Origin of the sequence: Burkholderia ubonensis (assembly GCF_001718695.1) — a bacterium.
In the GTDB taxonomy this organism is placed as follows: Bacteria; Pseudomonadota; Gammaproteobacteria; order Burkholderiales; family Burkholderiaceae; genus Burkholderia; species Burkholderia ubonensis_B.
This window is the reverse complement of sequence record NZ_CP013422.1, coordinates 2112868-2136570: the sequence shown is the minus strand read 5'-3', so window position 1 is coordinate 2136570 and position 23703 is coordinate 2112868. Positions and strand designations below refer to the sequence as shown.

Annotated in this window: 24 protein-coding genes and 2 pseudogenes; 14 read left to right on the top strand and 12 right to left on the bottom strand. The window is 68.1% G+C overall.

Going from position 1 to position 23703, the window contains the following annotated elements; all coding sequences use genetic code 11:
* The first annotated feature begins 13 nt into the window (after positions 1-13).
* The 3 genes from pcaD (at position 14) to WJ35_RS29015 (ending at position 2707) form a co-directional block, all read left to right on the top strand.
* Positions 14-799, top strand: coding sequence for a 3-oxoadipate enol-lactonase (gene pcaD, locus WJ35_RS29025; RefSeq protein WP_060232956.1), 786 nt, complete (start codon positions 14-16; stop codon positions 797-799).
* Positions 800-809: 10 nt separating this feature from the next.
* On the top strand, positions 810-1196 hold the full coding sequence (gene pcaC, locus WJ35_RS29020) for a 4-carboxymuconolactone decarboxylase (RefSeq protein WP_060232954.1): 387 nt from the start codon (positions 810-812) through the stop codon (positions 1194-1196).
* A 152-nt stretch (positions 1197-1348) separates the two neighbouring features.
* Positions 1349-2707 carry an MFS transporter gene (locus WJ35_RS29015; protein WP_059613626.1) on the top strand — a complete coding sequence of 453 codons (1359 nt, stop codon included), beginning with the start codon at positions 1349-1351 and terminating at the stop codon, positions 2705-2707.
* Positions 2708-2762: 55 nt separating this feature from the next.
* Here the strand turns inward: WJ35_RS29015 and WJ35_RS29010 are convergent, their stop codons facing one another.
* On the bottom strand, positions 2763-3011 hold the full coding sequence (locus WJ35_RS29010; protein ID WP_010093371.1) for a hypothetical protein: 249 nt from the start codon (positions 3009-3011) through the stop codon (positions 2763-2765).
* A gap of 108 nt (positions 3012-3119) precedes the next feature.
* Entirely contained in the window at positions 3120-3737 is a 618-nt protein-coding gene (locus WJ35_RS29005; RefSeq protein WP_060232953.1) for a LysE family translocator, read from the bottom strand.
* A 667-nt stretch (positions 3738-4404) separates the two neighbouring features.
* On the opposite strand from WJ35_RS29005, the pseudogene WJ35_RS29000 reads away from it, so the two are divergent.
* A pseudogene (locus WJ35_RS29000) lies at positions 4405-5025 on the top strand (amidohydrolase family protein); the annotation flags it as partial.
* A 21-nt stretch (positions 5026-5046) separates the two neighbouring features.
* On the opposite strand, the gene WJ35_RS28995 reads toward WJ35_RS29000, so the two are convergent.
* The 4 genes and pseudogenes from WJ35_RS28995 to WJ35_RS28980 all read right to left on the bottom strand — a co-directional run bounded on the left by WJ35_RS28995 (position 5047) and on the right by WJ35_RS28980 (position 8072).
* The gene (locus tag WJ35_RS28995) at positions 5047-5910 is read right to left on the bottom strand and encodes a LysR family transcriptional regulator (RefSeq protein ID WP_069240567.1); all 864 of its coding nucleotides are present in this window, start codon (positions 5908-5910) and stop codon (positions 5047-5049) included.
* Between the two features lie 283 nt (positions 5911-6193).
* Complete coding sequence (gene hutC / locus WJ35_RS28990) at positions 6194-6931, bottom strand: histidine utilization repressor (protein ID WP_069240566.1); 738 nt, start codon at positions 6929-6931, stop codon at positions 6194-6196.
* 32 nt (positions 6932-6963) lie between these two features.
* Positions 6964-7293 (bottom strand): annotated as a pseudogene (locus WJ35_RS28985) (cupin domain-containing protein); the annotation flags it as partial.
* 11 nt (positions 7294-7304) lie between these two features.
* Positions 7305-8072 (bottom strand): SDR family oxidoreductase, encoded by a 768-nt coding sequence (locus WJ35_RS28980; protein ID WP_069240564.1) that lies wholly within the window; start codon positions 8070-8072, stop codon positions 7305-7307.
* Between the two features lie 716 nt (positions 8073-8788).
* Here WJ35_RS28980 and WJ35_RS28975 point away from each other — a divergent pair.
* The 6 genes from WJ35_RS28975 (at position 8789) to trhA (ending at position 15000) form a co-directional block, all read left to right on the top strand.
* A complete protein-coding gene (locus WJ35_RS28975; protein WP_069240563.1) occupies positions 8789-9496 on the top strand; it encodes a YceH family protein in 708 nt (235 codons plus the stop codon).
* A gap of 120 nt (positions 9497-9616) precedes the next feature.
* Positions 9617-10747, top strand: coding sequence for a 3-deoxy-7-phosphoheptulonate synthase (locus WJ35_RS28970; protein ID WP_069240562.1), 1131 nt, complete (start codon positions 9617-9619; stop codon positions 10745-10747).
* 444 nt (positions 10748-11191) lie between these two features.
* Positions 11192-11620: a PRC-barrel domain-containing protein gene (locus tag WJ35_RS28965; RefSeq protein WP_069240561.1), complete on the top strand. Its 429-nt coding sequence runs from the start codon at positions 11192-11194 to the stop codon at positions 11618-11620.
* A 266-nt stretch (positions 11621-11886) separates the two neighbouring features.
* The gene (locus WJ35_RS28960) at positions 11887-13965 is read left to right on the top strand and encodes a carbon starvation CstA family protein (RefSeq protein WP_059998590.1); all 2079 of its coding nucleotides are present in this window, start codon (positions 11887-11889) and stop codon (positions 13963-13965) included.
* A 12-nt stretch (positions 13966-13977) separates the two neighbouring features.
* Complete coding sequence (locus WJ35_RS28955; RefSeq protein ID WP_006766647.1) at positions 13978-14184, top strand: YbdD/YjiX family protein; 207 nt, start codon at positions 13978-13980, stop codon at positions 14182-14184.
* Between the two features lie 195 nt (positions 14185-14379).
* Complete coding sequence (gene trhA / locus WJ35_RS28950) at positions 14380-15000, top strand: PAQR family membrane homeostasis protein TrhA (RefSeq protein WP_010095787.1); 621 nt, start codon at positions 14380-14382, stop codon at positions 14998-15000.
* 21 nt (positions 15001-15021) lie between these two features.
* On the opposite strand, the gene WJ35_RS28945 is transcribed toward trhA, so the two are convergent.
* Both WJ35_RS28945 and WJ35_RS28940 read right to left on the bottom strand, forming a co-directional pair.
* Positions 15022-15453 carry a nuclear transport factor 2 family protein gene (locus WJ35_RS28945; RefSeq protein ID WP_011881065.1) on the bottom strand — a complete coding sequence of 144 codons (432 nt, stop codon included), beginning with the start codon at positions 15451-15453 and terminating at the stop codon, positions 15022-15024.
* A gap of 93 nt (positions 15454-15546) precedes the next feature.
* Positions 15547-15900, bottom strand: coding sequence for a DOPA 4,5-dioxygenase family protein (locus WJ35_RS28940; RefSeq protein ID WP_069240560.1), 354 nt, complete (start codon positions 15898-15900; stop codon positions 15547-15549).
* A gap of 489 nt (positions 15901-16389) precedes the next feature.
* Here WJ35_RS28940 and WJ35_RS28935 point away from each other — a divergent pair, with 489 nt between their 5' ends.
* Entirely contained in the window at positions 16390-16767 is a 378-nt protein-coding gene (locus WJ35_RS28935) for a hypothetical protein (protein WP_011881063.1), read from the top strand.
* A 221-nt stretch (positions 16768-16988) separates the two neighbouring features.
* Here the strand turns inward: WJ35_RS28935 and hpnH are convergent, their stop codons facing one another.
* Together hpnH and ispH are read right to left on the bottom strand one after the other, a co-directional pair.
* Positions 16989-18149 (bottom strand): adenosyl-hopene transferase HpnH, encoded by a 1161-nt coding sequence (gene hpnH, locus WJ35_RS28930; RefSeq protein WP_069240559.1) that lies wholly within the window; start codon positions 18147-18149, stop codon positions 16989-16991.
* Between the two features lie 12 nt (positions 18150-18161).
* Entirely contained in the window at positions 18162-19103 is a 942-nt protein-coding gene (gene ispH / locus WJ35_RS28925; RefSeq protein WP_059610580.1) for a 4-hydroxy-3-methylbut-2-enyl diphosphate reductase, read from the bottom strand.
* Between the two features lie 305 nt (positions 19104-19408).
* Here ispH and WJ35_RS32560 point away from each other — a divergent pair, with 305 nt between their 5' ends.
* The gene (locus tag WJ35_RS32560; protein ID WP_257785826.1) at positions 19409-19543 is read left to right on the top strand and encodes a hypothetical protein; all 135 of its coding nucleotides are present in this window, start codon (positions 19409-19411) and stop codon (positions 19541-19543) included.
* The gene (locus WJ35_RS28920) at positions 19540-20727 is read left to right on the top strand and encodes a glycosyltransferase (RefSeq protein ID WP_060236967.1); all 1188 of its coding nucleotides are present in this window, start codon (positions 19540-19542) and stop codon (positions 20725-20727) included. The genes WJ35_RS32560 and WJ35_RS28920 overlap by 4 nt, the downstream gene beginning before the upstream one ends.
* Positions 20728-20845: 118 nt before the next feature.
* Here WJ35_RS28920 and WJ35_RS28915 read toward each other — a convergent pair whose 3' ends face one another.
* Positions 20846-22135, bottom strand: coding sequence for a phage tail protein (locus tag WJ35_RS28915; RefSeq protein ID WP_069240558.1), 1290 nt, complete (start codon positions 22133-22135; stop codon positions 20846-20848).
* 108 nt (positions 22136-22243) lie between these two features.
* On the bottom strand, positions 22244-23251 hold the full coding sequence (gene hpnA / locus WJ35_RS28910) for a hopanoid-associated sugar epimerase (RefSeq protein WP_010090176.1): 1008 nt from the start codon (positions 23249-23251) through the stop codon (positions 22244-22246).
* Positions 23252-23403: 152 nt separating this feature from the next.
* Here hpnA and WJ35_RS28905 point away from each other — a divergent pair, with 152 nt between their 5' ends.
* Entirely contained in the window at positions 23404-23700 is a 297-nt protein-coding gene (locus WJ35_RS28905) for an acylphosphatase (protein ID WP_029226273.1), read from the top strand.
* The last annotated feature ends 3 nt before the right edge of the window (positions 23701-23703 follow it).

The following is a 23703-nucleotide window of genomic DNA, read 5'->3' as shown; positions in this document are numbered from 1 at the left end:
TCAAGGAGAACCCTTGCCTTTCGCCACTGTCAACGGCGTGCAACTGCATTACCGGATCGATCGCGCCGCGCGCGACGACGCGCCGTGGCTCGTCTTCTCGAACTCGCTCGGCGCCGACCTGCAGATGTGGGCGCCGCAGATCCGCCCGCTCGCGCAGCACTTCAACATCCTGCGCTACGACACGCGCGGCCACGGCCATTCGGCCGCCCCGGCCGGCTCGTACACGATCGACCAGCTCGCGGGCGACGTGATCGGCCTGCTCGATCACGTCGGCATCGCCCGCGCGCACTTCTGCGGGATCTCGATGGGCGGCCTGACGGGCGCGGCGCTCGCCGCGCGCTTCCCGTCGCGAATCGGCCGCGCGGTGCTCGCGAACACCGCCGCGAAGATCGGCTCGCCGGAAGTGTGGGCGCCGCGCGCGCAGAAGGCGCGCACCGAAGGGATGGCCGCGCTTGCCGACGCGGTGCTGCCGCGCTGGTTCACGAATGCGTTCGTCGAGCGCGAGCCGCGCCTGATCGACGCGATCCGCGACACGTTCGTGCATACCGACAAGGACGGCTATGCGGCGAACTGCGACGCGCTGAACGCAGCCGACCTGCGCGACGAAGTGAAGGGCATCGCGCTGCCGGTGCTCGTCGTGACGGGCACGCATGACCTGTCGACGCCGCCCGACCAGGGCCGCGCGCTCGCGGCCGCGATTCCCGGCGCGAAGCACGTCGAATTCGACGCCGCGCACATCTCGAACATCGAGTGCACGGACGGCTTCAACCGCGCGCTGCTCGATTTCCTGACTGCCTGAGGAGCCCGCGATGGATGACCAGCAACGTTACGAAGCGGGGATGACGGTGCGCCGCGCGGTGCTCGGCGACGCGCACGTCGACCGTTCGATCGAGAGCCGCACCGAGGTAACCGAGGAATTCCAGAACCTGATCACGCGCTATGCATGGGGTGAGATCTGGACGCGCGACGGGCTGCCGCGCCACACGCGCAGCCTGCTGACGATCGCGATGATGGTCGCGCTGAACCGCGGCGAGGAACTTGCGCTGCATCTGCGCGCGGCGCGCAACAACGGCGTGACGCGCGACGAGATCAAGGAAGTGCTGCTGCAGACCGCGATCTACTGCGGCGTGCCGGCGGCGAACTCGGCGTTCCATCTCGCGGACAGGATCTTCAAGGAGCAGGACGGGGCGGGTTGACGGCCTGCCGGACGCCGACGACGAAGCCCGCATGAACGGGCTGACAACAAACGTGCCGACAGTGCATCGGCACGCAGCGCATCGAATCCGGTGCGCAAACAAAGGAGGGCGCGGCCGATGAGCCGCGCCGCTTATATATCAGGAGACAGGCGATGAATCGCACCCCGGTCGTCAACGTACAGACCTTCATCAACGAGCAGCCGTTCGGCGGCTTTCAGTGGCTCGTCTTCCTCATGTGTTTCGTGATCGTCCTGCTGGACGGTTTCGACACCGCCGCGATCGGCTTCATTGCGCCGTCGCTGCTGACCGAATGGCATCTCACCAAGCCCGATCTCGCGCCCGTGCTCAGCGCCGCGCTGTTCGGCCTCGCGTGCGGCGCGCTCGTGTCGGGCCCGCTGTCCGACCGTCTCGGGCGCCGCGCGCTGCTGCTCGGCTCGGTGTTCCTGTTCGGCGCGGCGTGTCTCGTTTCCGCGTTCTCGTCGGGCATCGAACAGCTGACGGTCCTGCGTTTCGTGACCGGCGTCGGCCTGGGCGCGGCGATGCCGAACGCCGTCACGATGATGGGCGAGTTCTGCCCGGACAAGCGCCGCGCGACCGTGATCAACCTGATGTTCTGCGGCTTTCCGCTCGGCGCCGCGTTCGGCGGTTTCCTCGCCGCGTGGATGATTCCGCATTTCGGCTGGCGCAGCGTGCTGATGCTGGGCGGCGTGACGCCGTTGCTGCTCGGCGTCCTGCTGCTCGTCAAGATGCCGGAATCGGTCCGCTTCATGGTCGCGAACAGCCAGCCCGTCGACCGCATCCGCGCGACGCTGGCGCGCATTTCGCGCGACGCGCTGAACGCCGCCTCGTTCGTGATGACGGAGACGGCGCCGCAGACGGGCAGCAAGGGCATCGGCGTCGTGCTGTCGCGCTCGTACGTCGTCGGCTCCGTGATGCTGTGGCTGGCCTACTTCATGGGCCTCGTGATCTTCTACGCGTCGATCAACTGGATGCCGATCCTGCTGAAGGAGGCCGGCCTGACCCCGAAAAGCGCAACGCTGATCTCGGCGCTGTTCCCGCTGGGCGGCGTCGGCGCCGTGTTGTGCGGCGTGCTGATGGACCGCTTCAATGCGAACCGCGTGATTGCCGTGTGCTATGCGCTGACGGCCGTCAGCGTGTATGCGATCGGGCAGGCGGTCGGCAACGTCGGGCTGCTCGTGCTGATCGTGTTCGTCGCCGGCGTGCTGATGAACACCGCGCAATCGTCGATGCCCGCGCTGGCGGCGGCGTTCTATCCGACCGAGGGGCGCGGCACCGGCGTCGCGTGGATGCTCGGCGTCGGGCGCTTCGGCGGGATTGCCGGCTCGTTTCTCGTCGCCGAGCTGACGCGCCGCCACTTCACGTTCGCAGGCGTGTTCGCGACGATCGCCGTTGCAGGCGTGCTGTCCTGCGTCGCGCTGCTGATCAAGCAGACCGCGCGGCCGTATGAGGCTGCGCCGTCGTCGGGCAACGCGGAGCCGCTCGGACATTGATCGAGGAAGCCGGGGCACTGCCGGGTGGTAGCGGTGGTAGCGCCGGGCAGCGCCGCTATTCTTCCGCGTCGTGTTCCTTGACGAAGTTGCGCAGATACGCGAGCAGCGCGGCATCCCGGCTGCGATGATCGGCGAGGTTGGGGGCGCCCACGTCGTCCTCCTCGCCGAACAGGCTCGGCGGCGCGCTATACGTGCCGACCTCGATGTCCTCGCGCAGAATCCGGATGTGATGGGTCTCCTGGTGATATTCGGCGACCCAGTGCATTCCTTCGATGTGCTCGCCTGCTCTCAGCGTTGGTTTCATCCGTTGTCTCCCGACAGCAGCGGCTCTACCGGCGCAGCGGTTTTGCACGCCCGGAATCCAAGCGTACGCCAGCGAGCCGTGAATCTCAACGAGCGCGCTCGTTGCCGCTTATTGCGGCAGCAGGTGCGCGACGAGCGGATACAGGGACAGAATCAACAACACGGCCATCGTGACGTTGAAGACGCGCAGCGCGCGCGGGTTCGACAGGAAATGTCGCAAGCCCTGGCCGAACGCCGCCCACAGGCAGATGCACGGAAAGCCGATCAGGATGAACACGACGGCCATCCACGCGGCGTTCATCCCGTAGTCGGCTGACAGCCGGACCGTCGTCGCGGCTGTTAGCACCATCATCCATGCCTTCGGATTGACCCACTGGAACGCGGCGGCTTCGACGAACGTCATCGGCCGCGCCTTGCCGCCGTGCGCGCTGACTTCGCCGGACGTGCCGATCCGCCACGCGAGATACAGCAGGTACGCGACGCTCGCGATCTCGAGGATCGTGTACAGCGCGGGGACGCGCTTGAACGCCTCGCCGAGACCGAAGCCGACGCACAGCATCAGGATCGCGACGCCGATACTGATGCCGAACAGATGCGGCATCGTGCGGCGGAAGCCGAAATTGACGCCCGACGCGAGCAGCATCGTGTTGTTCGGGCCGGGCGTGATCGACGTGACGAGCGCGAACAGCATGCCGGCGGGCAGCGCGCTCAAGGTGAGGAATTCCATTGCGTGACTCTCCATCGGTGAGGCGGGGATGGAGGCAGTCTAGCGACAGTTTTCTGTACGGTACCGGTACAGTTGGTTTGACGGATGCCGGTACGGAGGGGTGGTTGTTGTCGTCGGCCGATGGGCTGGTGTTGTCTCTCAGAAAAGATGTCCGCAGTCTCAATAAGTTGTCTTTGAATAATTGGCTACCTGCCACGTGCAAGGGATGTGATCCATATCGGCGGGCAGAAAATGATCGGAGAATATTTGGCGATGGTGGTATATGACGCAATGTTTGATCGACGTTGTCACATCGGAGGCGCTCATCCGCCATTCAACGTGCGATTTCGCCCGCGCACAAAGCATCGTCGATCGCAACCGTCAAGCAGCGCATGGCAGCGATCTGTCACATGTTCGACGGGCTCGTCACCGGCCAAGATGGACCGTACATTCCGCCGCGCCGGTGAAGGGCCCGACCTACACCACAAAGCAGGGCAAGATGCCAGTGCTCGACGCGACTGAAGCGGAGTAACTGCTCGACAGTATCGATGTGAGGATGCCGGTCGGGCTGCGTGACCGCGCACGGATCGCGTTGATGGTGTTTTCGTTCACGCAGATCGGCGCAGCGCTCACGATGCGGGTCGACGACGTCTATGTGCAACAGCGCTGGCTGTAGGTGCATCTGTACGAAAAACGCGGCAAGGCGCTCACGATGTCGTGTCATCACACGCTCGAAGCGTACATGCATGCATACCTCGAGGGCATTGGCCTGGCTGCTGAGCCGAAGCTCGACCTGATCCTGCAGCGCACGGCCGCGCTCGGGATGCAGGGGAAGGTGACGATCAGCCACGGGTTCTGCCTCGGCGAGATCGATGAACGCGCGCGCGACGCGCTGCTCGCGCGGATGGCCGCGCTCGGCGTCGCGCTGGTCACGACCGCGCCGGCGTCGGTCGCGGTGCCGCCGCTGGCCGCCTGCCGCGCGGCGGGCGTGACCGTCGTCGGCGGCAACGACGGGATACGCGATACGTGGTCGCCGTACGGATCGCCCGACATGCTCGAGCGCGCGATGCTGATCGCCATGCGCAACGATTACCGCCGCGACGACGCGCTCGAGACCGCGCTCGATTGCGTGACCGACGGCGGCGCGCGCGGCTGCGGCTTCGTCGACTACGGCCTGGAGGCCGGCAAGCGCGCCGACGTCGTGCTCGTCGATGTGGCGACGTTCGCGGAAGCCGTAGTCGCGCGGCCCGTGCGCCGGCTGGTGGTGTCGTCGGGGAAGATCGTCGCGCGCGGCGGCGTGCTGCTCTGAGCGCAATGCCGCCGCACGCGCTTAGTGCTGCTCGTGCTCGAGCATCGTCGCCAGCGCTTTCGTCAGTTCCCTGACCATCGGATCGGCGGTGGGGCGGTGCAGGATCGCGATGTCCATGTTCTCGATCGGCGCGAAGCCCTGCTTCGCGCTCAGCGCGACGTGCTCCGCCGTGACCGCGCGCGCGGGCAGCACGCTGATGCCGAGCCCGTCGGCGACGGCGGCCTGGATGCCGCTCAGGCTCGACGTCGTGAAGCTGATCCGCCAGCGGCGGCCGCGCTCCTCGATCGCCTTGATCATGTCGTCCCGGTACAGCCCCCGCGGCGGAAACGCGACGATCGGCACCGGGTCGAGATCGATCGACGGATGCTTCGCGCTGTCGATCCACTTCAGCTTCTCCGGCCAGCGCACGACCGCTTCGCGGCTGTCGCGCCGCTGCTTGATCAGCACGAGATCGAGGTCGCCGCGGTCGTATGCGGCGCTGACGTCGCGGCTCAGCCCGCAGGTGACTTCGAGCTTGACCTGCGGATGCCGGCGCTTGAATGCCGCGAGCGCGTGCGTCGTGCTGCCCGCCGCGAAATCGTCGGGCACGCCGAGCCGGATCGTCACCGCGACGGTCGCGCCCGACAGCGCTTCGAGCATCTCGTCGTTGAGCGCGAGCATCCGGCGCGCATAGCTGAGCACGGTCACGCCCGCGTCGGTCGGGCGCACGTCGCGCGCGCCGCGATCGAGCAGCCGGTGCCCGGCGATGTCCTCCAGGCGCCGCACTTTCTGGCTGACGGTCGACTGGGTCGAATGCAGCCGCGCGGACGCGGTCGTGAAGCTGCCGCAATCGGCGACCATCACGAGCGCGCGCAGCAGGTCCAGGTCGAACAGCGGTCTATTCATTTCTGCACTTGTTTGGATCGCCGCATTTCATTTTCAACTATCGGTGGGCGATTTTTAACATGGCCGGTGCGTGTCGGCAACCGCGATTGATGTGGAGGCTGCACGCCATTACGCAGTTCAACGCAGCGCTGGCGCGTGCGCTGGATGGGCGCGCTCGGCGGCCGCCTCTGGCGGAAGCGCGCGGTGCGTCGATGTAGCGGGATACGACGGATCGGTCGACACTGAACGCCCCGGAAACCGCGCGTTAGCGGCCAGGCATAAGTTGCTCGGCGCGGTGACCGCTTCAGGTCTGGTGTCGGCCGGCGCCCGGCTTGAAGCGCGAGCCGAGCCGGTAGCGATTGCCCGGATGCAGGAAGTGCACGAACGTGACGGGCAGGCCGTTGGTCCACGTGCGGCGCGTGAGCGTCAGGCACGGCTCGCCGGTGCGCATGTCGAGCAGCTGCGCCTGCTCGTGCGTCGGCAGCGATGCATCGACGACGTGCTCGATCTCCAGTTCGTGATGCGATACGTTGTTGTACAGATATTCGGACGGCGGCTCGCTCTGGAAATCCTGGTCGATGAAGCCCGGCGCGGCGGCGGGATTCACGTAGCGATCCTCGAGCTGGATCGGCCGGCCGTTCTCCTCGTGCACGCAGACGACGTGAAACACCGGCGTGTTCACCGGCAGGCCGAACGCGGCCGCGACGTCGAACGATGCCGGCTCGCTTGCGCGGCTGAGCACGCGGCAGCGGTATGCGTGGCCGCGCGCGCGGATCTCGTCGCGGATGTGCGCGATCATCAGCAGGTTCGATTGCGGCTTGTTCTCGGCGACGAAGGTGCCGACGCCCGCCACGCGCTTCAGCGCGCCTTCGTCGGTCAGCTCGCGCAGCGCGCGGTTCACCGTCATGCGCGCGACGCCGAATTGCGCGGCGAGATCGAGCTCGGACGGGATGCGATCCCCGGGACGCCAGTCGCCGGATTCGATGTTCCGGCGCACGAGCGTCTTGATCTGCTGGAACGGCGCGGCGGCCTTCTTGACCATCGGGAATCCTTGGGCGTGGAGAAGCGACGATTCTAGTCTTCGTGACTCACGATGACCAGAATCTCCGCCTGCGTCGTGCCGAGGCTTCGCGTGCGGTGCGGAATCAGCGCGTTGAAGTAGACCGAGTCGCCCGCCTTGAGCTGCACCGTCTCGTTCGGGAACTCGATCTCGATGCGCCCCTTGTGCACGAACAGGAATTCCTCGCCGTCATGCTCGCGGAACGTCGACGCGGCGAAATCGTGCGGCGGACGGACGATGAACGGCAGCATCTTCTTCGGCGCGACGCCGGCCGCGATGCTTTTGGGGCGATGCGCGTCGTGGCCGGCGGCCGCTCCCATTGCCGTGCGCTCACCGGCGCGTGACGGTGATCGGCTCAGCCGGCAGGCAGGTTGCGGACGTCGGCCGTCGGCTCGGCGCCGAACGCATCGCTGAGCGCGTAGTCGATCAGTTGCCGCGCGGCCGCGTCCGGCGTCGCGAGCGCGCCGCTCGCTTTCAACTGGTCGAACTTCTCGCGCTGCGGGAAGCGATCGGCTTCGCTGGTCGCGCGGATCGTCGCCTGCATGCCGGTATCGACGACGCCCGGCGCGACGCTGCAGATGCGCAGCCCGCGCGTCGCATCCAGCGCGACCGCGCGCGCGTGATGGTCGAGCGCGGCCTTGGTCGCGCAGTAGATGCTCCAGCCCGCGTACGCGTTGCGCGCCGCGCCGCTCGACACGTGCAGCACGCGGCATTCGGTCGGCGCCGCTGCGGCTTGCACGAGCGCGGCCGACAGCATCAGCGGCGTCGCGACGTTCAGGCTGACCGCGCGCGCGATGGCCGCCGGGTCCTGCGCGTCGAGCGGGCCGATCGGCTCGACGGTGCCGGCGTTGTTGAACAGCAGCACGGTGGATGCGCCGTCGACGAAGCTGCGCAGCGCGCCGCCGGTGAGCCAGGCCGCCACGGCCGCGGCGTCGGACAGGTCGAGCTCGGTCTCGACAAGGCGATCGCTGGCTGTTGCGGCGAGCGACGGATGGCGGCTGCGCGACAGGCCGAGCACGGCGATGCCGCGCGCCAGCAGTTGCGCGGCGAGCGCGGCGCCGAGGCCGCGCGTGTGGCCGGTGACGATGGCGCGCACGCTGGGTGCGCAAGCGGTTGCATTCATGGGGGTGAGCGAGTGTGCGGATGAGGGAGCGAACAGGGGCGCGAACGTGCGGAGCGGAGGCGCGGCGGCACGGCAGGCGATGCGCCGATGCGCCGGCGCGAATGCGCGAGCGGATCGCGCAGCGTCGCGACGCGTGACGCGTATCGTAGCGCCGGCGTCCGCGTCGCGCAAACGGGCAAACGGGCAAACGGGCAAACGGGCAAACGCACCGACGCACGAACGCACGAACGCGCCAATGCGCCAACGCCAACGCCAACGCCGACGCCGACGCCGACGCCAACGCCAACGCCAACGCCAACGCCAACGCGCAAAGGCGCAAGGCGCAAGGCGCAAGGCGCAAGGCGCAAAGGCGCAAAGGCGCAAGGGCGCAAGGGCGCAAGGGCGCAAGGGCGCAAGGGCGCAAGGGCGCAAGGGCGCAAGGGCGCAAGGGCGAATACGCCGGAGTGCAGAGACGCAGCGACGCCAGGGCACAAGGGCACAAGGGCACAAGGGCACAAGGGCACGGCGCCGCCCGCAGCCAGAATCCACAGCAACGAACATCCCACCATCCCCCACCCGCCATACCGCCCGCACGCCCCCGCTGCGGCAAGTCGGCGCGCCGTGCCCCGCACGCGCGCCGCGCGTCACCGCGCGAGCTATCATATGGCTCGCCCGTCCGCGCCGCCGGACCGGCGAGCCACCGATTCCCTTCACCCGCTGCACGTTGCGACGCCATCATGAACACCACGCCGGACCTGCCCACGCCCCGCGCCCTGCGCGAACTGACGCAGCTCGAAGCGCGCATTCTTGGCGTGCTGGTCGAGAAACAGCACACGGTGCCGGATACGTACCCGCTGTCGCTCAATGCGCTGACGGCGGGCTGCAACCAGAAGACCGCGCGCTCGCCGGTGATGAACGTCACCGAGGCCGAGGTGACGACCGCGATCGACGGGCTGAAGCACCTGAGCATCGTGATGGAGGGCAGCAGCAGCCGCGTGCCGCGTTTCGAGCACAACATGAACCGCGTGCTCGGCGTCCCGAGCCAGGCGATCGCGCTGCTGACGATCCTGCTGCTGCGCGGCCCGCAGACCGCCGCGGAGCTGCGCCTGAACACCGCGCGCCTGCACGGCTTCGCGGACATCTCGTCGGTCGAGGCGTTCCTGGAAGAGCTGGCGACGCGCGAGCCGCCGCTCGTCGTGAAGCTGCCGCGCGCGGCCGGCGCGCGGGAGAACCGCTGGATGCACCTGATGTGCGGCGAGGTGAGCGTGAGCGACTTCGCGGCGCAGGATGCAGGCGGGGCCGATTCCGTTCCGCCGTCCGAGTTCGAGGCGCTGAAGGCCGAGCAGAAGCGTCTCGCGGATGAGGTGGCACGGCTGCAGGCGCTCGTCGAGCGGATGGCCGCCGAACTGGGGATCGAAGTCGATCGGGCGGCCGACGCGTCCTGAGCGAAGCGGACGGCACGCGCCGGATCGGGCCGGCGTGCGACCCGGCGCCGGCCGCTGCCGCGACAGCCGGGTGAGATAATCGAGCCTGCCATTTCTACCCGAAGTCCCCCGGAGATCACCATGAAAAACCTCGACAATCCTTCACACGATCGCGAGGTAGGCACCGCCGACGCGACGCAGGACACCACGCGCATCGACGACGTCCGCATCGGCGCCGTCCGTCCGCTGATCTCCCCGGCGCTGCTGCAGGACGAGCTGCCAGTGCCGCCCGCCACGCAGACGCTCGTCGAGGACACCCGCAAGGCGATCGGCGATATCCTGCACGGCCGCGACGACCGGCTGCTGCTCGTCGTCGGCCCGTGCTCGATCCACGACCACGACCAGGCGCTCGACTACGCGCGCCGCCTGAAGATCGCCGCCGACGCGCTGAAGGACGACCTGCTGATCACGTTGCGCGTCTATTTCGAGAAGCCGCGCACGACGGTCGGCTGGAAGGGCTACATCAACGATCCGCGGCTCGACGGCAGCTTCCGCATCAACGAAGGGCTGCGCGCCGCGCGGCAGCTGCTGCTCGACGTGAACGCGCTTGGCCTGCCGGCCGCGACCGAATTCCTCGACCTGCTGAGCCCGCAGTACATCGCCGACCTGATCGCGTGGGGCGCGATCGGCGCGCGCACGACCGAGAGCCAGAGCCACCGGCAGCTCGCGTCGGGCCTGAGCTGCCCGATCGGGTTCAAGAACGGCACCGACGGCGGCGTGCAGGTTGCGTCGGACGCGATCGTCGCCGCGCGCGCGAGCCATGCGTTCATGGGGATGACGAAAATGGGCATGGCCGCGATCTTCGAGACGCGCGGCAACGACGACGCGCACGTGATCCTGCGCGGCGGCAAGAACGGCCCGAATTACGACGCCGCGCATGTCGAAGCGAGCTGCGCGGTGCTGCGCGCGGCGGGGTTGCGCGAGCAGGTGATGGTCGATTGTTCGCATGCGAATTCGAACAAGTCGCACGAGCGGCAGATTGACGTCGCGCAGGATCTCGCACGGCAGCTGGCGCAGGGCGAGCACCGGATCGTCGGCGTGATGGTCGAGAGCCATCTCGAGGCGGGGCGGCAGGACCTGAAGCCGGGCGTGCCGCTGAAGTACGGCGTGTCGATCACCGATGCGTGCCTGAGCTGGACGCAGACGGAGCCGGTGCTCGACGTGCTCGCGCAAGCCGTGCGGCAGCGCCGCGGCGCGTCGCGCAACGCGTGACCTGTCCGTATCGGACCTCGCGGCGAAGTTCTGCCGCAGCCCGAGGACGTCCAGCGCGCACGAGGAATCGGCGTTTCGCAAGCCCGGCGTCCGCAGCGACGCCGAGCCGTTCGTGCCGCGGAAAGCGCATCGACGAAGGCAGCGTCGCGCAAATTCGACGCTGCAGCAGCGATTCCGCCACGCCGCCGCGCACGATCTTTTGATCTTCATCGAGCGCGATGCGCATCGGCGTCGCACGCTCAACGCACGATCGGGCGAATGCCGCTACCATGAACGCGTGTTGCACGCTGCGGGCCGGTCATGCCGGCTCGTCATGCACACCCGCGGCGGCGGCGAGTGTGGCCGTCACGCGTCCGACGAAGCGCGCGGTACTCACCGATCGGCCGTTATCCCGCGTCGCTTTGCTCCCGGAATCAACAACAACCGAACCGGAGTGCAATACGCATGAAGTTCTATAAAATCCTCATCGCAGCAACCGTCCTCGCGTCCAGCGTCAGCGCCCACGCGCAGATCGCCGGCTCGCAGCCGCTCAGCGTCACCGTCGAGCAATCGCAGGCGCTGCTCGAAGGCTGGAGCGTGAAGAAAAGCGTGCTCGGCAAGACCGTGTACAACGACGCGAACCAGAAGGTCGGCACGGTGCGCGACCTGATCGTCGCACCGGACGGCTCGGTGTCGGCGGCAATCGTGTCGGCCGGCGGCTTCCTCGGCGTTGCCGCGCATGACGTCGCGGTGCCGATCGCATCGCTCGACGTGCGCAACGGCAACATCTATCTGCCGGGCGCGACGAAGGCCGCGCTGAAGGCCACGCCGGCATTCCAGTACACGAAGGTGCCGTCGCCGCCGAAGCCGCGCAAGGTCGACGAGAAGCACTAACCCTCCGCGCCCGGTACGCAACGTGCCGGGCCGGGCCGAGCGCGCGCGATGTCGCCGCGCGCGTCGGCCCAGCGCGCATCCGCTGGCGTCTACGTAATTCTACGTAGCCATGCATACGTAGTTGTGCGCTTGTACGCCTTCCCCTTGCACGGAATACTACCGACCACCGCCGCACAACAGTGCGCGGCGACGCATCGACGTCACGCGGGTTCGGTCACACCTCTCGCCGAATCCACTTAAAACCACATAGGAGACGAGGAACCGCCATGAATCGGGCTTCCAGCACCCTGATCTGGATTGCGGTCGCGCTATTGGGCGCGTTCGCGTTCGGCACCATCGCGCTCGCGCACGGCGAGCGGGTCAGCGCCCTCTGGATCGTGATCGCCGCAGTCTGCGTGTATCTGATCGCGTATCGCTTCTACAGCCGCTTCATCGCCAGCAAGGTCATGCAGCTCGACGGGCTGCGGATGACGCCGGCCGTCCGGCACAACGACGGCCTCGACTACGTGCCGACCAACAAGTACGTGCTGTTCGGCCATCACTTCGCCGCGATCGCCGGCGCCGGGCCGCTCGTCGGGCCGGTGCTCGCCGCGCAGATGGGCTACACGCCCGGCATGCTGTGGATTCTGGCGGGCGTCGTGTTCGCGGGCGCGGTGCAGGACTTCATCGTGCTGTTCATCTCGACGCGCCGCGACGGCCGCTCGCTCGGCGATCTCGTCAAGATGGAGCTCGGCACCGTGCCGGGCGTGATCGCGCTGTTCGGCGCGTTCCTGATCATGGTGATCATCCTCGCGGTGCTCGCGCTGATCGTCGTGAAGGCGCTGACCAACTCGCCGTGGGGCACGTTCACCGTCGCCGCGACGATTCCGATCGCGCTGTTCATGGGCGTCTACACGCGCTACATCCGTCCGGGCCGCATCGGCGAAGTGTCGATCATCGGCTTCGTCGGGCTGATGGCGGCGATTTCGTTCGGCCAGAACGTGAGCGCTTCGCCGACGCTCGCCGCATGGTTCACGTTCAGCGGCACGCAGCTCACGTGGATCCTGATCGGCTACGGCTTCGTCGCGTCGGTGCTGCCGGTGTGGCTGCTGCTTGCCCCGCGCGACTACCTGTCGACGTTCCTGAAGATCGGCACGATCGTCGGTCTCGCAATCGGCATCCTGATCGTCGCACCGGAACTGAAGATGCCCGCGCTGACGAAGTTCGTCGACGGCACCGGCCCGGTGTGGTCGGGCAACCTGTTCCCGTTCCTGTTCATCACGATCGCGTGCGGCGCGGTGTCGGGCTTCCACGCGCTGATCTCGTCGGGCACGACGCCGAAGCTGCTCGACAACGAAACCAACGCGCGCTTCATCGGCTACGGCGCGATGCTGATGGAATCGTTCGTCGCGATCATGGCGCTCGTCGCCGCGTGCGTGATCGAGCCGGGCATCTACTTCGCGATGAACGCGCCGGCCGCCGTGCTCGGCACGACGCCGGAAGCGGTCGCGAACACCGTCACGCAATGGGGCTTCATGCTGACGCCGGACATGCTCACGCAAACCGCGAAGGCCGTCGGCGAGACGACGATCATCGCGCGCGCGGGCGGCGCGCCGACGCTGGCGGTCGGCATGGCGCACATCCTGCACCAGGTGATCGGCGGCGAGGCGATGATGGCGTTCTGGTATCACTTCGCGATCCTGTTCGAAGCGCTGTTCATCCTGACGGCCGTCGACGCGGGCACGCGCGCGGGCCGCTTCATGCTGCAGGACCTGCTCGGCACGTTCCACCCGGCGCTCAAGCGCACCGAATCGCTGCCGGCGAACCTGATCGCGACCGCGCTGTGTGTCGCCGCATGGGGCTACTTCCTGTATCAGGGCGTGGTCGATCCGCTCGGCGGCATCAACACGCTGTGGCCGCTGTTCGGCATCTCGAACCAGATGCTCGCGGCGATCGCGCTGGTGCTCGGCACCGTCGTGCTGTTCAAGATGAAGCGCGAGCGCTTCGCGTGGGTCACGCTCGTGCCGACCGTATGGCTGCTGATCTGCACGCTGACGGCCGGCTGGCAGAAGGTGTTCGATGCGAACCCGAAGGTGAGCTTCCTCGCGCATGCCGCGAAGCTGCAGGCGGCCGTGGACGAAGGCAAGGTGCTGGCGCCGGCGAAGTCGATCGCGCAGATGAAGCGGATCATCGTCAACGACTACATCGACGCCGCGCTCGCGGGGCTGTTCATTCTCGTCGTGGTGAGCATCGCGGTGTACGGCGTGCTCGCGATCCGGCGCGCGCGCAGCGAAGCGAAGCCGACCGTGCGCGAGACGCCGTACGAGGCGATGCCGGCGGCGCAGGCGCTCGGCAGCGGACGCTGAGGAGCAGCCGCGATGTTCTCCGATCTCGGCAGTGATCTGCGCAGCGCGGGCCGCTACCTGGGGCAGGCGTTGCGGCTGATGGTCGGCCTGCCCGACTACGACACCTACGTCGCGCACATGCGCGACACCCATCCGGACCGCGAGCCGATGACGTACGAGGAATTTTTCCGCGAACGTCAGAACGCGCGATACGGGTCCGGGGCAGGGAAGTGTTGCTGAACCGGGCCGGCGCAGCCGGCCGGTAGCGGTCCGTGGACGGATCCGAAAGCGCCGCGAAGCGATTCGCGGCGCTTTTTCTTTGTGCGGACGGCGCGCGCGTACCGCGTCGTTTGACCGCGTTCGGCGCCGCGCGCGCGGCCGGCCGGTATCATAGGGCTCCGCCTTTTCCGATGAATCCGCGCAGGAGAATCCGTCGTGCATGCCGGTGAGCGTTTCAACAGCATTACCCATCTCGTCGGCGCGGTGCTATCGATGGCGGGGCTGGCAACACTGGTGACGATGGGCGCGCTCCAGGGCGACGCTTACAAGGTGGTGAGTTTCAGCGTCTACGGCGCGATGCTCTGCGTGCTCTATGCGATCTCGACGCTTTACCACAGCGTGCGCAAGCCGCGCCTGAAAGCCATTCTGCAGAAATGCGACCATTCGGCGATCTACCTGCTGATTGCCGGCAGCTATACGCCGTTCACCCTCGTCACGTTGCGCGGGCCGTGGGGCTGGTCGCTGTTCGGCGTGAGCTGGGGGCTGGCCGCGTTCGGCATCGTGCAGGAGCTTACTCTCGGGCGACGCACCCGCGCCGTGTCGATGGTGCTGTACGTGCTGATGGGCTGGCTTGCGCTCGTCGCCATCCGCCCGTTGATTCATGCTCTGCCGCCGGTGGGCACCGCGTGGCTCGTGGCGGGCGGCGTCATCTACAGCGCCGGCATCTACTTTTTCATCAACGACGAGCGCATCCGCCACGGGCATGGCATCTGGCACCTGTTCGTTCTGGCCGGCAGCCTGTGCCAGTTCGTCAGCATTGCGTTGTACGTCGCGTGAGCGCGACCGGGACGGCGTGCGTCACGCGCGCCCGTCCGCCGGCGCCGCGCTGCGCAGCGCGTTGAACCCGGCCCAGCCCCAGTAGACGCGATGATGCGCGATCAGCTCGTCGCGCAGGTCCATCACTTCGACGAGATCGACCTGATCGCCGTCCGGCGTGGCGCGCGGATATTCCCAGATCAGTTGGCGTCCGTTCGAAAAGAACTGGCCCGTGCGGTACCAGCGTCCAAGCCGGCTTCGCGGATCGCGCAGGCCGGCCGCGAAGAATGCGGCGATCGCCGTCTTGCCGTGGAGCACGCCTGACCCGTGCTCGGGCAGCGTGACGACGATCAGCGGCGTTTCGAGTATCGCGTCGGGCGCATACAGCGCCATCAGCGCGTCGAGGTCGCGCGCGACGACGGCGGCGTGCCAGTCGTGATGGATGCGCTGCGCGTGGGTATCGGTATCGGTCATCGCGGGCTGCTTCAGGTGTGGATAACGACGCGACTGTACCGATCCGCCGCCGCCGGATGTTTCACCGCGAGCCGAAACGTCGATGCGCCGCGCTCAGCCGGCCAGCGCTTCGAGGTTCAGCGAATGCGAGTGGCCGATCCACACCGCGCTGTCGCGATGGTCGCGCAGTTCGTCGTCGGTGTTCGGGTGTAGCAGGATGTCGAGCTTGCCGTGATTCAGCACGAGCCACGGCACGATGTCGGTGAAGTGCGCGGCGGCGAACGCGATCTGGTACGACCAGGCCGGATGCGGCCCGACGAGACGTTCATGAAAGCGGCCGAGCTCGACGCTCGCGCCGAACCGCTCGTCGATGACGGCGCGCAGCGCCCACGCGGCGTCGCGGTTCGCGGCGTCGAAGTAGACGTGCGCGTGCCAGCTGTCGATGGCGGCGGGGTCGATGATGGCCATGGTAGTGCTCGGGAAATGAATGCGCGCAGAGGTTGCGGGATGCGACCGGTGCGCAATTATCGCGCGACCTCGACGCGCGGGTATCGTCACCGCGCGCCGATTCGGCCCGGAAGATTGTCGCGCATCAGACGCGGCGCGTTCGCTCGCTGAGGCGTTGCGCGGGCGTGCCGGTGCATCCGGCATCGCGCCGCCGCATACCGCACCGGCCCACCGGCGGAGGCAATCTCCACCGCAATAGATCGTTTCGGAAACTGCAAGAGCGCTCTGCGCGCCGGTTCGCAGTTCCGCGAAGACGCGATCATGTCATTGAACGCATTAAGGAAATGAGGGCCGGGCGGCAGCGGTAAGCGGCGTGGCGCGCGCTTCGATTTCGCCGCCGAAAATGTCCATTGCGAAATCGGCTATTCAAGCGCACGGCCGTGCGCAATACGATTATCGGGCCGCATCGACACCGATGATCGATGCGTACGCAACCATCTGGAGGCCAATATGCGATCCCTCGTTTCCCTTGCTGCTCTGTCCGTCACGCTTGCCGCGGTGCCGGCCGCGAGCTTTGCTCAATCCGTCAACACCGCGTGGCAGCCGAACGTCGTGCCGCTGACGTGGTCTGCGGCGCGTGCCGAGACCGACGTGCAATTGCAGCAGATGGCGCGCGCTGGCTTTTCGGCAACGATGGCCGGCAACCAGAACTATCCGCAGGCGATGCAGCGCGCGCTCGAACGCGTGAAGAACCCGGTGCCCGACCGCTCGCGCGAAGAGAAGATGGCGATGGAAGCGCGCGCCGCCAGCGCCGCGCGCAGCGGCCATCCGGTGCAGGCGTTCTTCGTGAAGACCGCGTACTACCTGAAGGGCGAGAACACGTTCTGACGCGCGCGGTGCGCGGTGTGCGGCGAGCGCTCAGCACCCACCGCCATTCAGTGGCCCGCCGTGCGCCGCGGCGCACGGGCCGGCGCTGCCGCCAGCGTGATGTGCCGCAGCGGCGCGTCGCCGCCGCGAGCATGCAAAAAACGAGGGCGCCCCGGAGCAATCCGGGGCGCCCTCGTCGTGCGGGCGATGCGGGCCGGGCCCGCGTCGTTGCGAGCCGCTCGTCAGGCCGCCGTTGCCGGCTTCGCCGGCTTCTGCAGCTTGCCCTTGCCGGCGCGCTGGATTTCCTCGAGCTTGATCTCGACGTGGCGCGAGAACACGTACTCGGCCGGACGCTGCTTGTCGATCGGAATGTCCGGTGCGAACGCGCCTTCGGTCTTGATGCCCTTCCGGCTCACGGCGAACGCCTTCAGCGGATGCGCGATCGTGTCCATCACGGCGGTCGCCTCGAAGCCGCAGTGGACCATGCAGTCCGCGCACTTCTCGTAGTTGCCGACGCCGTAGTTGTCCCAGTTCGTGTCTTCCATCAGCTCCTTGAAGGTCTTCACGTAACCTTCGCCGACCAGATAGCACGGCTTCTGCCAGCCGAACACGGTGCGCGCCGGGTTGCCCCACGGCGTGCACTTGTAGGTCTGGTTGCCGGCCAGGAAGTCGAGGAACAGCGACGACTGGCTGAACGACCAGCGCTTGCCGCCTTCGCCGCGCTTCAGGATTTCGCGGAACAGGTTCTTCGTCTTGTCGCGGTTCAGGAAGTGCTGCTGGTCCGGCGCGCGCTCGTACGCATAGCCCGGCGACACGGTGATGCCGTCGACGCCGATCGGCTTCAGCGTATCGAAGAACTTCGCGACGCGCTCGGGGACCGCATCGTTGAACAGCGTGCAGTTGATGTTCACGCGGAAGCCGCGGCGCTTCGCTTCCTTGATCGCCGCGACCGCCTTGTCGTACACGCCTTCCTGCGACACGGAATGATCGTGCATGGCCTTGTCGCCGTCGAGGTGGACCGACCAGACGAAGTACGGATTCGGCTGGTAGTCGTCCATCTTCTTTTCCATCAGCAGTGCGTTCGTGCACAGGTACACGAACTTCTTGCGCTTCATGATGCCCTTGACGATCTCCGGCATCTCCTTGTGGAGCAGCGGCTCGCCGCCGGCGATCGACACGATGGGCGCGCCACACTCGTCGACGGCCTGCAGGCATTCCTCGACCGACAGGCGCTGGTTCAGGATCGGGTCCGGATAGTCGATCTTGCCGCAGCCGTTACAGGCGAGGTTGCAACGGAACAGCGGCTCGAGCATCAGCGCGAGCGGATAGCGTTTGTTGCCGGACAGGTGTTGGCGCATGATGTATGCGCCGACGCGGACTTGCTGGAGCAGCGGAATAGACAAGAGTTGTCCTCCTTAAACTTCGCGGGCGACAGCTTGCGTGAGCTTCGCCGGCAACTTGAATTCGACTTTTTCTTCACGGCCCGCCATCGTCGTGACCTCGACGGGCCCCAGCGCGCGCAGCGCGCCGATTACATCCTCGACCATCTCTTCGGGCGCCGACGCGCCGGCGGTGAGCCCCACCGTCTGCGCGCCGGCGAACCATTCGGCCTTCACTTCCGAGCCGTCGGCGACGAGATAGCTCGGCACGCCGCTTTCGGTGCCGATCTCGCGCAGCCGGTTCGAGTTCGAGCTGTTCGTCGCGCCGACGACGAGCAGCACGTCGACCTGCGCGCTCAGCTCGCGCACCGCCGCCTGGCGGTTCTGCGTCGCGTAGCAGATGTCGCGCGTGTCCGGCCCGACGATGTCGGTGAAGCGGCGTTGCAGCGCCTCGATGATGCCGCGCGTGTCGTCGACCGACAGCGTCGTCTGCGTGACGTACGCGACCGGCGTGTCGACCGGCAGCGTCAGCGTGTCGACCTCGGCCTCGCTCTGGACGAGCGTGACCTCGCCCGGGATCTGGCCGATCGTGCCTTCGACTTCCGGATGGCCCGCGTGGCCGATCAGGATCAGCCGGCGGCCCGCCGCGACGTACTGGCGGCCCTGCACGTGCACTTTCGTGACGAGCGGGCAGGTCGCGTCGAGCACGTCGAGCCCGCGCGTTTCCGCGTCGCGCTCGACCGTCTGGGCGACACCGTGCGCGCTGAAGATCGCGACAGCGCCATGAGGCACCTCGTCGAGTTCCTCAACGAATCGCGCCCCTTTATTACGCAGATTTTCGACAACGTGCCGGTTATGGACGATTTCATGACGCACATAAACCGGCGCGCCGTGCTGTTGCAGCGCGCGATCGACGATCTCGATCGCGCGGACAACCCCCGCACAAAAGCCGCGGGGCTGGGCAAGGATGACTCGCATATTGAGCGAACTCCGACGACAGACGCGGGGTTCGAGGGAGCCGGCATGCCAGCTCGATCGTCCCGACTTGATGTTATGAATGCAGGAACGACCCGGCAGGCCAGGGCCCGGCACCCCGAATTAATCGCGCATTTTAACTCTATCGGCAGGTCCTTGCTCTGGTGCTGTTTCGAACGTGTTGCAATCGCGTTGCAGGCGTGGGACGGCCGTGTCGGCGCCCGCCGGCGCGGAACCCAGTAAACTAGGCGGTTTCGCAGGCTTCCTTTCGGTTGCCTGACGTCGAGCACATTTCAAGGCCCCCCTCGATGACCGTCGATTCCTACGAGTATTGCCCTGCGGCGCCGCAGGCCGCACGCGCCGCCTTCGGCGTTTTAAATCCGACCCTGATTGCCGCGTCCGGCTCCGCCGCAGGCGGCGCCCACCGGGAGGCGCGCCGATGATGCTGGCGATCGTGTTCCTGCTGTCCTGCCTGTCGCTGCTGATCTGGATCGTCCTGCTCGCCGCGCGCGGCGGCTTCTGGCGCGCGCAGCCGGCGCGGCCGCTGCCGCCCGCCGCGCGCGGCGCGGCGGCCGAGGCCGGCTGGCCGGCCGTCGTCGCGGTCGTGCCGGCGCGCAACGAAGCCGACGTGATCGCCCGCGCGGCGACCTCGCTGCTCGAGCAGGACTATCCCGGCGCGTTCCACCTGATCATCGTCGACGACCACAGCGACGACGGCACCGCCGACGCGGCCCGCGCGGCGGCGCTCGCGATCAACCGCGCCGACCGCCTGACCGTGCTCGCCGCGAAGCCGCTGCCGGCCGGCTGGTCGGGCAAGGTGTGGGCGCAGTCGCAGGGGATCGCGGCGGTCGGCGCGCTCGGCCTGCCGGCCGACTACCTGCTGCTGACCGACGCCGACATCGGCCATCCGCCGGACGCCGTCGCGCAGCTCGTCACGCGTGCGCAGGCCGAGCATCGCGACCTGGTGTCGCTGATGGTGCGGCTGCGCTGCGATTCGTTCTGGGAAAAGGCGCTGATCCCGGCGTTCGTGTTCTTCTTCGCGAAGCTCTACCCGTTCTCGTGGATCAACGATCCGCGCAACAAGACGGCCGGCGCCGCCGGCGGCTGCATGCTGGTGAAGCGCACGGCGCTCGAGGAGGCGGGCGGCATCGAGTCGATCCGCAACGCGCTGATCGACGACTGCAGCCTCGCCGCGCAGATCAAGCATCGCGGCGGCGGCCGCCATCCGATCCGGCTCGATCTCGCCGAGCGCAGCGTGTCGCTGCGTCCGTACGACAGCTGGCGCGACATCTGGAACATGATCGCGCGCACCGCGTTCACGCAGCTCCACTATTCGCCGTGGCTGCTGGCCGGCACGCTGCTCGGCATGACGATCATCTACCTCGTGCCGCCCGTCGCGGCGTTGGCCTACGGCGCGCGCGCATGGCCGGCCTGGCTCGCGTGGGCGTCGATGTGCACCGCCTATGCGCCGATGCTGCGCTACTACCGGCGCTCGCCGTGGTGGGCGCCCGCGCTGCCGCTCGTCGCGGCGTTCTACGTCGGCGCGACGTTCGCGTCCGCATGGCGCTACTGGCGCGGCAAGGGCGGGCAGTGGAAGGCGCGCGTGCAGGCGCCGGTGGAGCGCTGAACGGCGCTCGCGCACGCCGGCCGGTCGCCGGTTCGTCGCACAGCAAAAAGCCCGATCGGCGTGCAGCCGATCGGGCTTTGTCGTTTGGCGCGCCGTGATTCGGCGCGGCCGCGCCCGCTTACCGCTGGGTGAGCATCATGTACATCTGAATCACCACGTCCGGCGAGAACGTGAACGGCACCCAGCCGAAGCCGGTGTGGCGCGCGACCAGCAGGCGGTCGCCGTTCGCTTGCTTCTGCACTGCCATCATCGGGTTCTTCGTCGACACGAATCGCCAGCCGGCCGGGATGCCCGCCGGCTGTTCCGGCTGCATCGACGCGCGTGCGTGCGCGAGTTCCTCGATCAACTGGCTCAGCTGTTCCGGCTGCAGCGTGATCGATTCGCCGTTGACGGTCAGCGTGATCTCGTTCTGCGACGGGCGGGCGACATGCAGCGTCGCCTTGTCCGCAGGAGGGTTTGCTGCATCGGCGGCCGGCTCGGCGGCGGGCGCCGCGACGACGGCCGTGCCCGCATCGGCCTCGGCAGCCGGCGCTTCATCGGCGCGCGGCGCCGCGGCCGGCTCGCCGACCGCTTCGCCGGCATCGGGCTGCGCGGCCGGCTCGGTTGCCGCTGTCGTCGCTGCCGCCGTCGCGGCGTCCTTCACGACGGCTTCGACGAGCGCTTCGGCGTCGGCCACCGCCTTCGCGTGCCGCTCGGCGGCGGCTTCGGCCTGCGCGATCGCTTCGGTGTGGCGCTGCGCGACGGCTTCGGCCTGCGCGGTCGCCTCGGCATGGCGTTGCGCGGCGGCTTCGGCTTGCGCGATCGCCTCGGTATGACGTCGCGCGAGCGCCTCGGCCTCGGCGATCGCGGCCGCGTGACGCTGCGTCGCTGCTTCGGCTTCGGCGGTCGCCTCGGCATGGCGCTGCGCGGCGGCTTCGGCCTCCGCGGCGGCGGCGGCATGGCGCTGCGCGGCGGCTTCCGCTTCGGTCGCGGCGGCGTCGTGACGCTGCGCGGCGGCCTCGGCTTCGGCGATCGCAGCCGCATGGCGCTGCGAAGCGGCTTCGGCATCCGCGTGGCGTTGCGCGAGCGCTTCGGTCAGCGCGGTTGCTTCCGCGTGGCGCTGCACGGCGGCCTCGGCCTGCGCGGCGGCCTCGGTGTGACGCACGGCGGCGGCTTCCGCCGCTTCGGTGGCGGCCGCGTGGCGCTGCTGTGCGGCCTGCGCATCGGCGGCGGCCGTCGTGTGGCGCTGCGCGGCGGCCTGGGCTTCCGCTTCCGCGGCGGCGTGACGTGCGGCCGCGGCCTGCGCCTCGGCCGCCGCGGCGCGCGCGAATGCTTCGGCGCTGCGTGCCGCCTGCTGGGCGGCGTGTTGATCGTGGAGGAGCTGATCGACGCCGGCATTGAGCGCATCGATCTGATCGTTCAGGTTCATGCGTGCTTTCTCTACGTAAGACCCGCGATTTTACCTGCTGCGCCGATGCCGGTCCGCGTGCGGCGTGTAACAAAGTGCGCAAAGCGGCACGATGCGCGCCGCTTTGTGTTATTTCAGGTAGCCCGCCGAGCGGAACCAGTCGAGCGCGTCGCGCAGCCCGTCGCGGTACGGCCGGGCGCGATAGCCGAGCTCCCGCTCCGCCTTCGCCGACGTGAAATACATCTTGTTCTTCGACATCCGCAGCCCGTCGACGGTGACGAACGGCTCCTTCTTCGTGAACTTCGCGACCGCCTCCGCGCCCACCGCGAGCGGGTACAGCGGCCAGCGCGGCAGCGCGAGCGTCGGCGCCTTGCGGCCGGTCATCTGCGCGATGTCGGCGAGCATCTGCTGCAGCGGCAGGTTCTCGCCGCCGAGGATGTAGCGCTCGCCGATGCGGCCGTGCTCCAGCGCGAGGAAGTGGCCGTTCGCGACGTCGTCGACGTGCACGAGGTTCAGCCCCGTGTCGACGAACGCGGGAATCTTGCCGAGCGCCGCTTCGACGATGATGCGGCCGGTCGGCGTCGGCTTCACGTCGCGCGGGCCGATCGGCGTCGACGGATTGACGATCACCGCGGGCAGCCCTTCGTCGGCGATCATCCGCTCGACCGCGCGCTCGGCGAGCACCTTGCTGCGCTTGTACACGCCGATCGCCTGCTCGGGCGTGAGCGGCCGGTTCTCGTCGGCCGGGTCGCCCGCGCTCGTCACCTTCAGCGTCGCGACGCTGCTCGTGTAGACGATCCGCTCGACGCCCTCGGCGCGCGCCGCGCGCATCGTCGCGACCGCGCCTTCGAGGTTCGCGCGCTCGATCTCGAGCGGATCGGGCGCCCACAGGCGGTAGTCGGCGGCGACGTGCAGCAGGTAGCGCACGCCGCGCAGCGCGGTGCGCATCGACGCTTCGTCGCGCATGTCGCCGGTGACGATCTCGGCGTCGAGATCCGCGACGTTCGTGCGCGGGCTGGTCGGGCGCACGAGCACGCGCACCGCGTAGCCCTTCTGCTGCGCGATGCGCGCGACGGCCGAGCCGACGAAACCGGACGCGCCGGTGACCAGAACGAGATCGCGGGATGTATCAGTCATGCAAGTCGAGTCCTCATGGCCGCGCGCGGGCGGCGCGGCGGTTGTGCATCGTGCGAGATTGTACGTGTTCGGCGCGGGGGAGACGGGCACTGACATGGTGCGGCGCGCGCGACTACAATGCCGGGCTTGGATGCAACAGCAAGGTGACGACGATGAGCCGCGACGACCATGACGAACGGATTGAAACCTACTACGTGCGGGTGCGCGGCGTCGTGCAGGGCGTCGGCTTCCGTCATGCGACGGTGCGCGAGGCGCACGCGCTGAAGCTGCGCGGCTGGGTCGCGAACCTTGAAGACGGCAGCGTCGAGGCGATGCTCCAGGGCCCCGGCGCGCAGATCGACCGGATGCTCGCATGGCTGCGGCACGGGCCGCCGGCGGCGCGCGTGACCGAGGTGACGTTCGAGGAACGGCAGACCGACAAGCGCTACGAACGCTTCCAGCAGCAGTGAGCG

What these genes read in the sequence shown, in the direction of transcription:
- pcaC (WP_060232954.1), top strand. Translation starts at nt 810, where the DNA reads ATGGATGACCAGCAACGTTACGAAGCGGGGATGACGGTGCGCCGCGCG.
- WJ35_RS29015 (WP_059613626.1), top strand. Translation starts at nt 1,349, where the DNA reads ATGAATCGCACCCCGGTCGTCAACGTACAGACCTTCATCAACGAGCAG.
- WJ35_RS29010 (WP_010093371.1), bottom strand. Translation starts at nt 3,011, where the DNA reads ATGAAACCAACGCTGAGAGCAGGCGAGCACATCGAAGGAATGCACTGG.
- WJ35_RS29005 (WP_060232953.1), bottom strand. Translation starts at nt 3,737, where the DNA reads ATGGAATTCCTCACCTTGAGCGCGCTGCCCGCCGGCATGCTGTTCGCG.
- WJ35_RS28995 (WP_069240567.1), bottom strand. Translation starts at nt 5,910, where the DNA reads ATGAATAGACCGCTGTTCGACCTGGACCTGCTGCGCGCGCTCGTGATG.
- hutC (WP_069240566.1), bottom strand. Translation starts at nt 6,931, where the DNA reads ATGGTCAAGAAGGCCGCCGCGCCGTTCCAGCAGATCAAGACGCTCGTG.
- WJ35_RS28980 (WP_069240564.1), bottom strand. Translation starts at nt 8,072, where the DNA reads ATGAATGCAACCGCTTGCGCACCCAGCGTGCGCGCCATCGTCACCGGC.
- WJ35_RS28975 (WP_069240563.1), top strand. Translation starts at nt 8,789, where the DNA reads ATGAACACCACGCCGGACCTGCCCACGCCCCGCGCCCTGCGCGAACTG.
- WJ35_RS28970 (WP_069240562.1), top strand. Translation starts at nt 9,617, where the DNA reads ATGAAAAACCTCGACAATCCTTCACACGATCGCGAGGTAGGCACCGCC.
- WJ35_RS28965 (WP_069240561.1), top strand. Translation starts at nt 11,192, where the DNA reads ATGAAGTTCTATAAAATCCTCATCGCAGCAACCGTCCTCGCGTCCAGC.
- WJ35_RS28960 (WP_059998590.1), top strand. Translation starts at nt 11,887, where the DNA reads ATGAATCGGGCTTCCAGCACCCTGATCTGGATTGCGGTCGCGCTATTG.
- WJ35_RS28955 (WP_006766647.1), top strand. Translation starts at nt 13,978, where the DNA reads ATGTTCTCCGATCTCGGCAGTGATCTGCGCAGCGCGGGCCGCTACCTG.
- WJ35_RS28945 (WP_011881065.1), bottom strand. Translation starts at nt 15,453, where the DNA reads ATGACCGATACCGATACCCACGCGCAGCGCATCCATCACGACTGGCAC.
- WJ35_RS28940 (WP_069240560.1), bottom strand. Translation starts at nt 15,900, where the DNA reads ATGGCCATCATCGACCCCGCCGCCATCGACAGCTGGCACGCGCACGTC.
- WJ35_RS28935 (WP_011881063.1), top strand. Translation starts at nt 16,390, where the DNA reads ATGCGATCCCTCGTTTCCCTTGCTGCTCTGTCCGTCACGCTTGCCGCG.
- ispH (WP_059610580.1), bottom strand. Translation starts at nt 19,103, where the DNA reads ATGCGAGTCATCCTTGCCCAGCCCCGCGGCTTTTGTGCGGGGGTTGTC.
- WJ35_RS32560 (WP_257785826.1), top strand. Translation starts at nt 19,409, where the DNA reads ATGACCGTCGATTCCTACGAGTATTGCCCTGCGGCGCCGCAGGCCGCA.
- WJ35_RS28920 (WP_060236967.1), top strand. Translation starts at nt 19,540, where the DNA reads ATGATGCTGGCGATCGTGTTCCTGCTGTCCTGCCTGTCGCTGCTGATC.
- WJ35_RS28915 (WP_069240558.1), bottom strand. Translation starts at nt 22,135, where the DNA reads ATGAACCTGAACGATCAGATCGATGCGCTCAATGCCGGCGTCGATCAG.
- hpnA (WP_010090176.1), bottom strand. Translation starts at nt 23,251, where the DNA reads ATGACTGATACATCCCGCGATCTCGTTCTGGTCACCGGCGCGTCCGGT.
- WJ35_RS28905 (WP_029226273.1), top strand. Translation starts at nt 23,404, where the DNA reads ATGAGCCGCGACGACCATGACGAACGGATTGAAACCTACTACGTGCGG.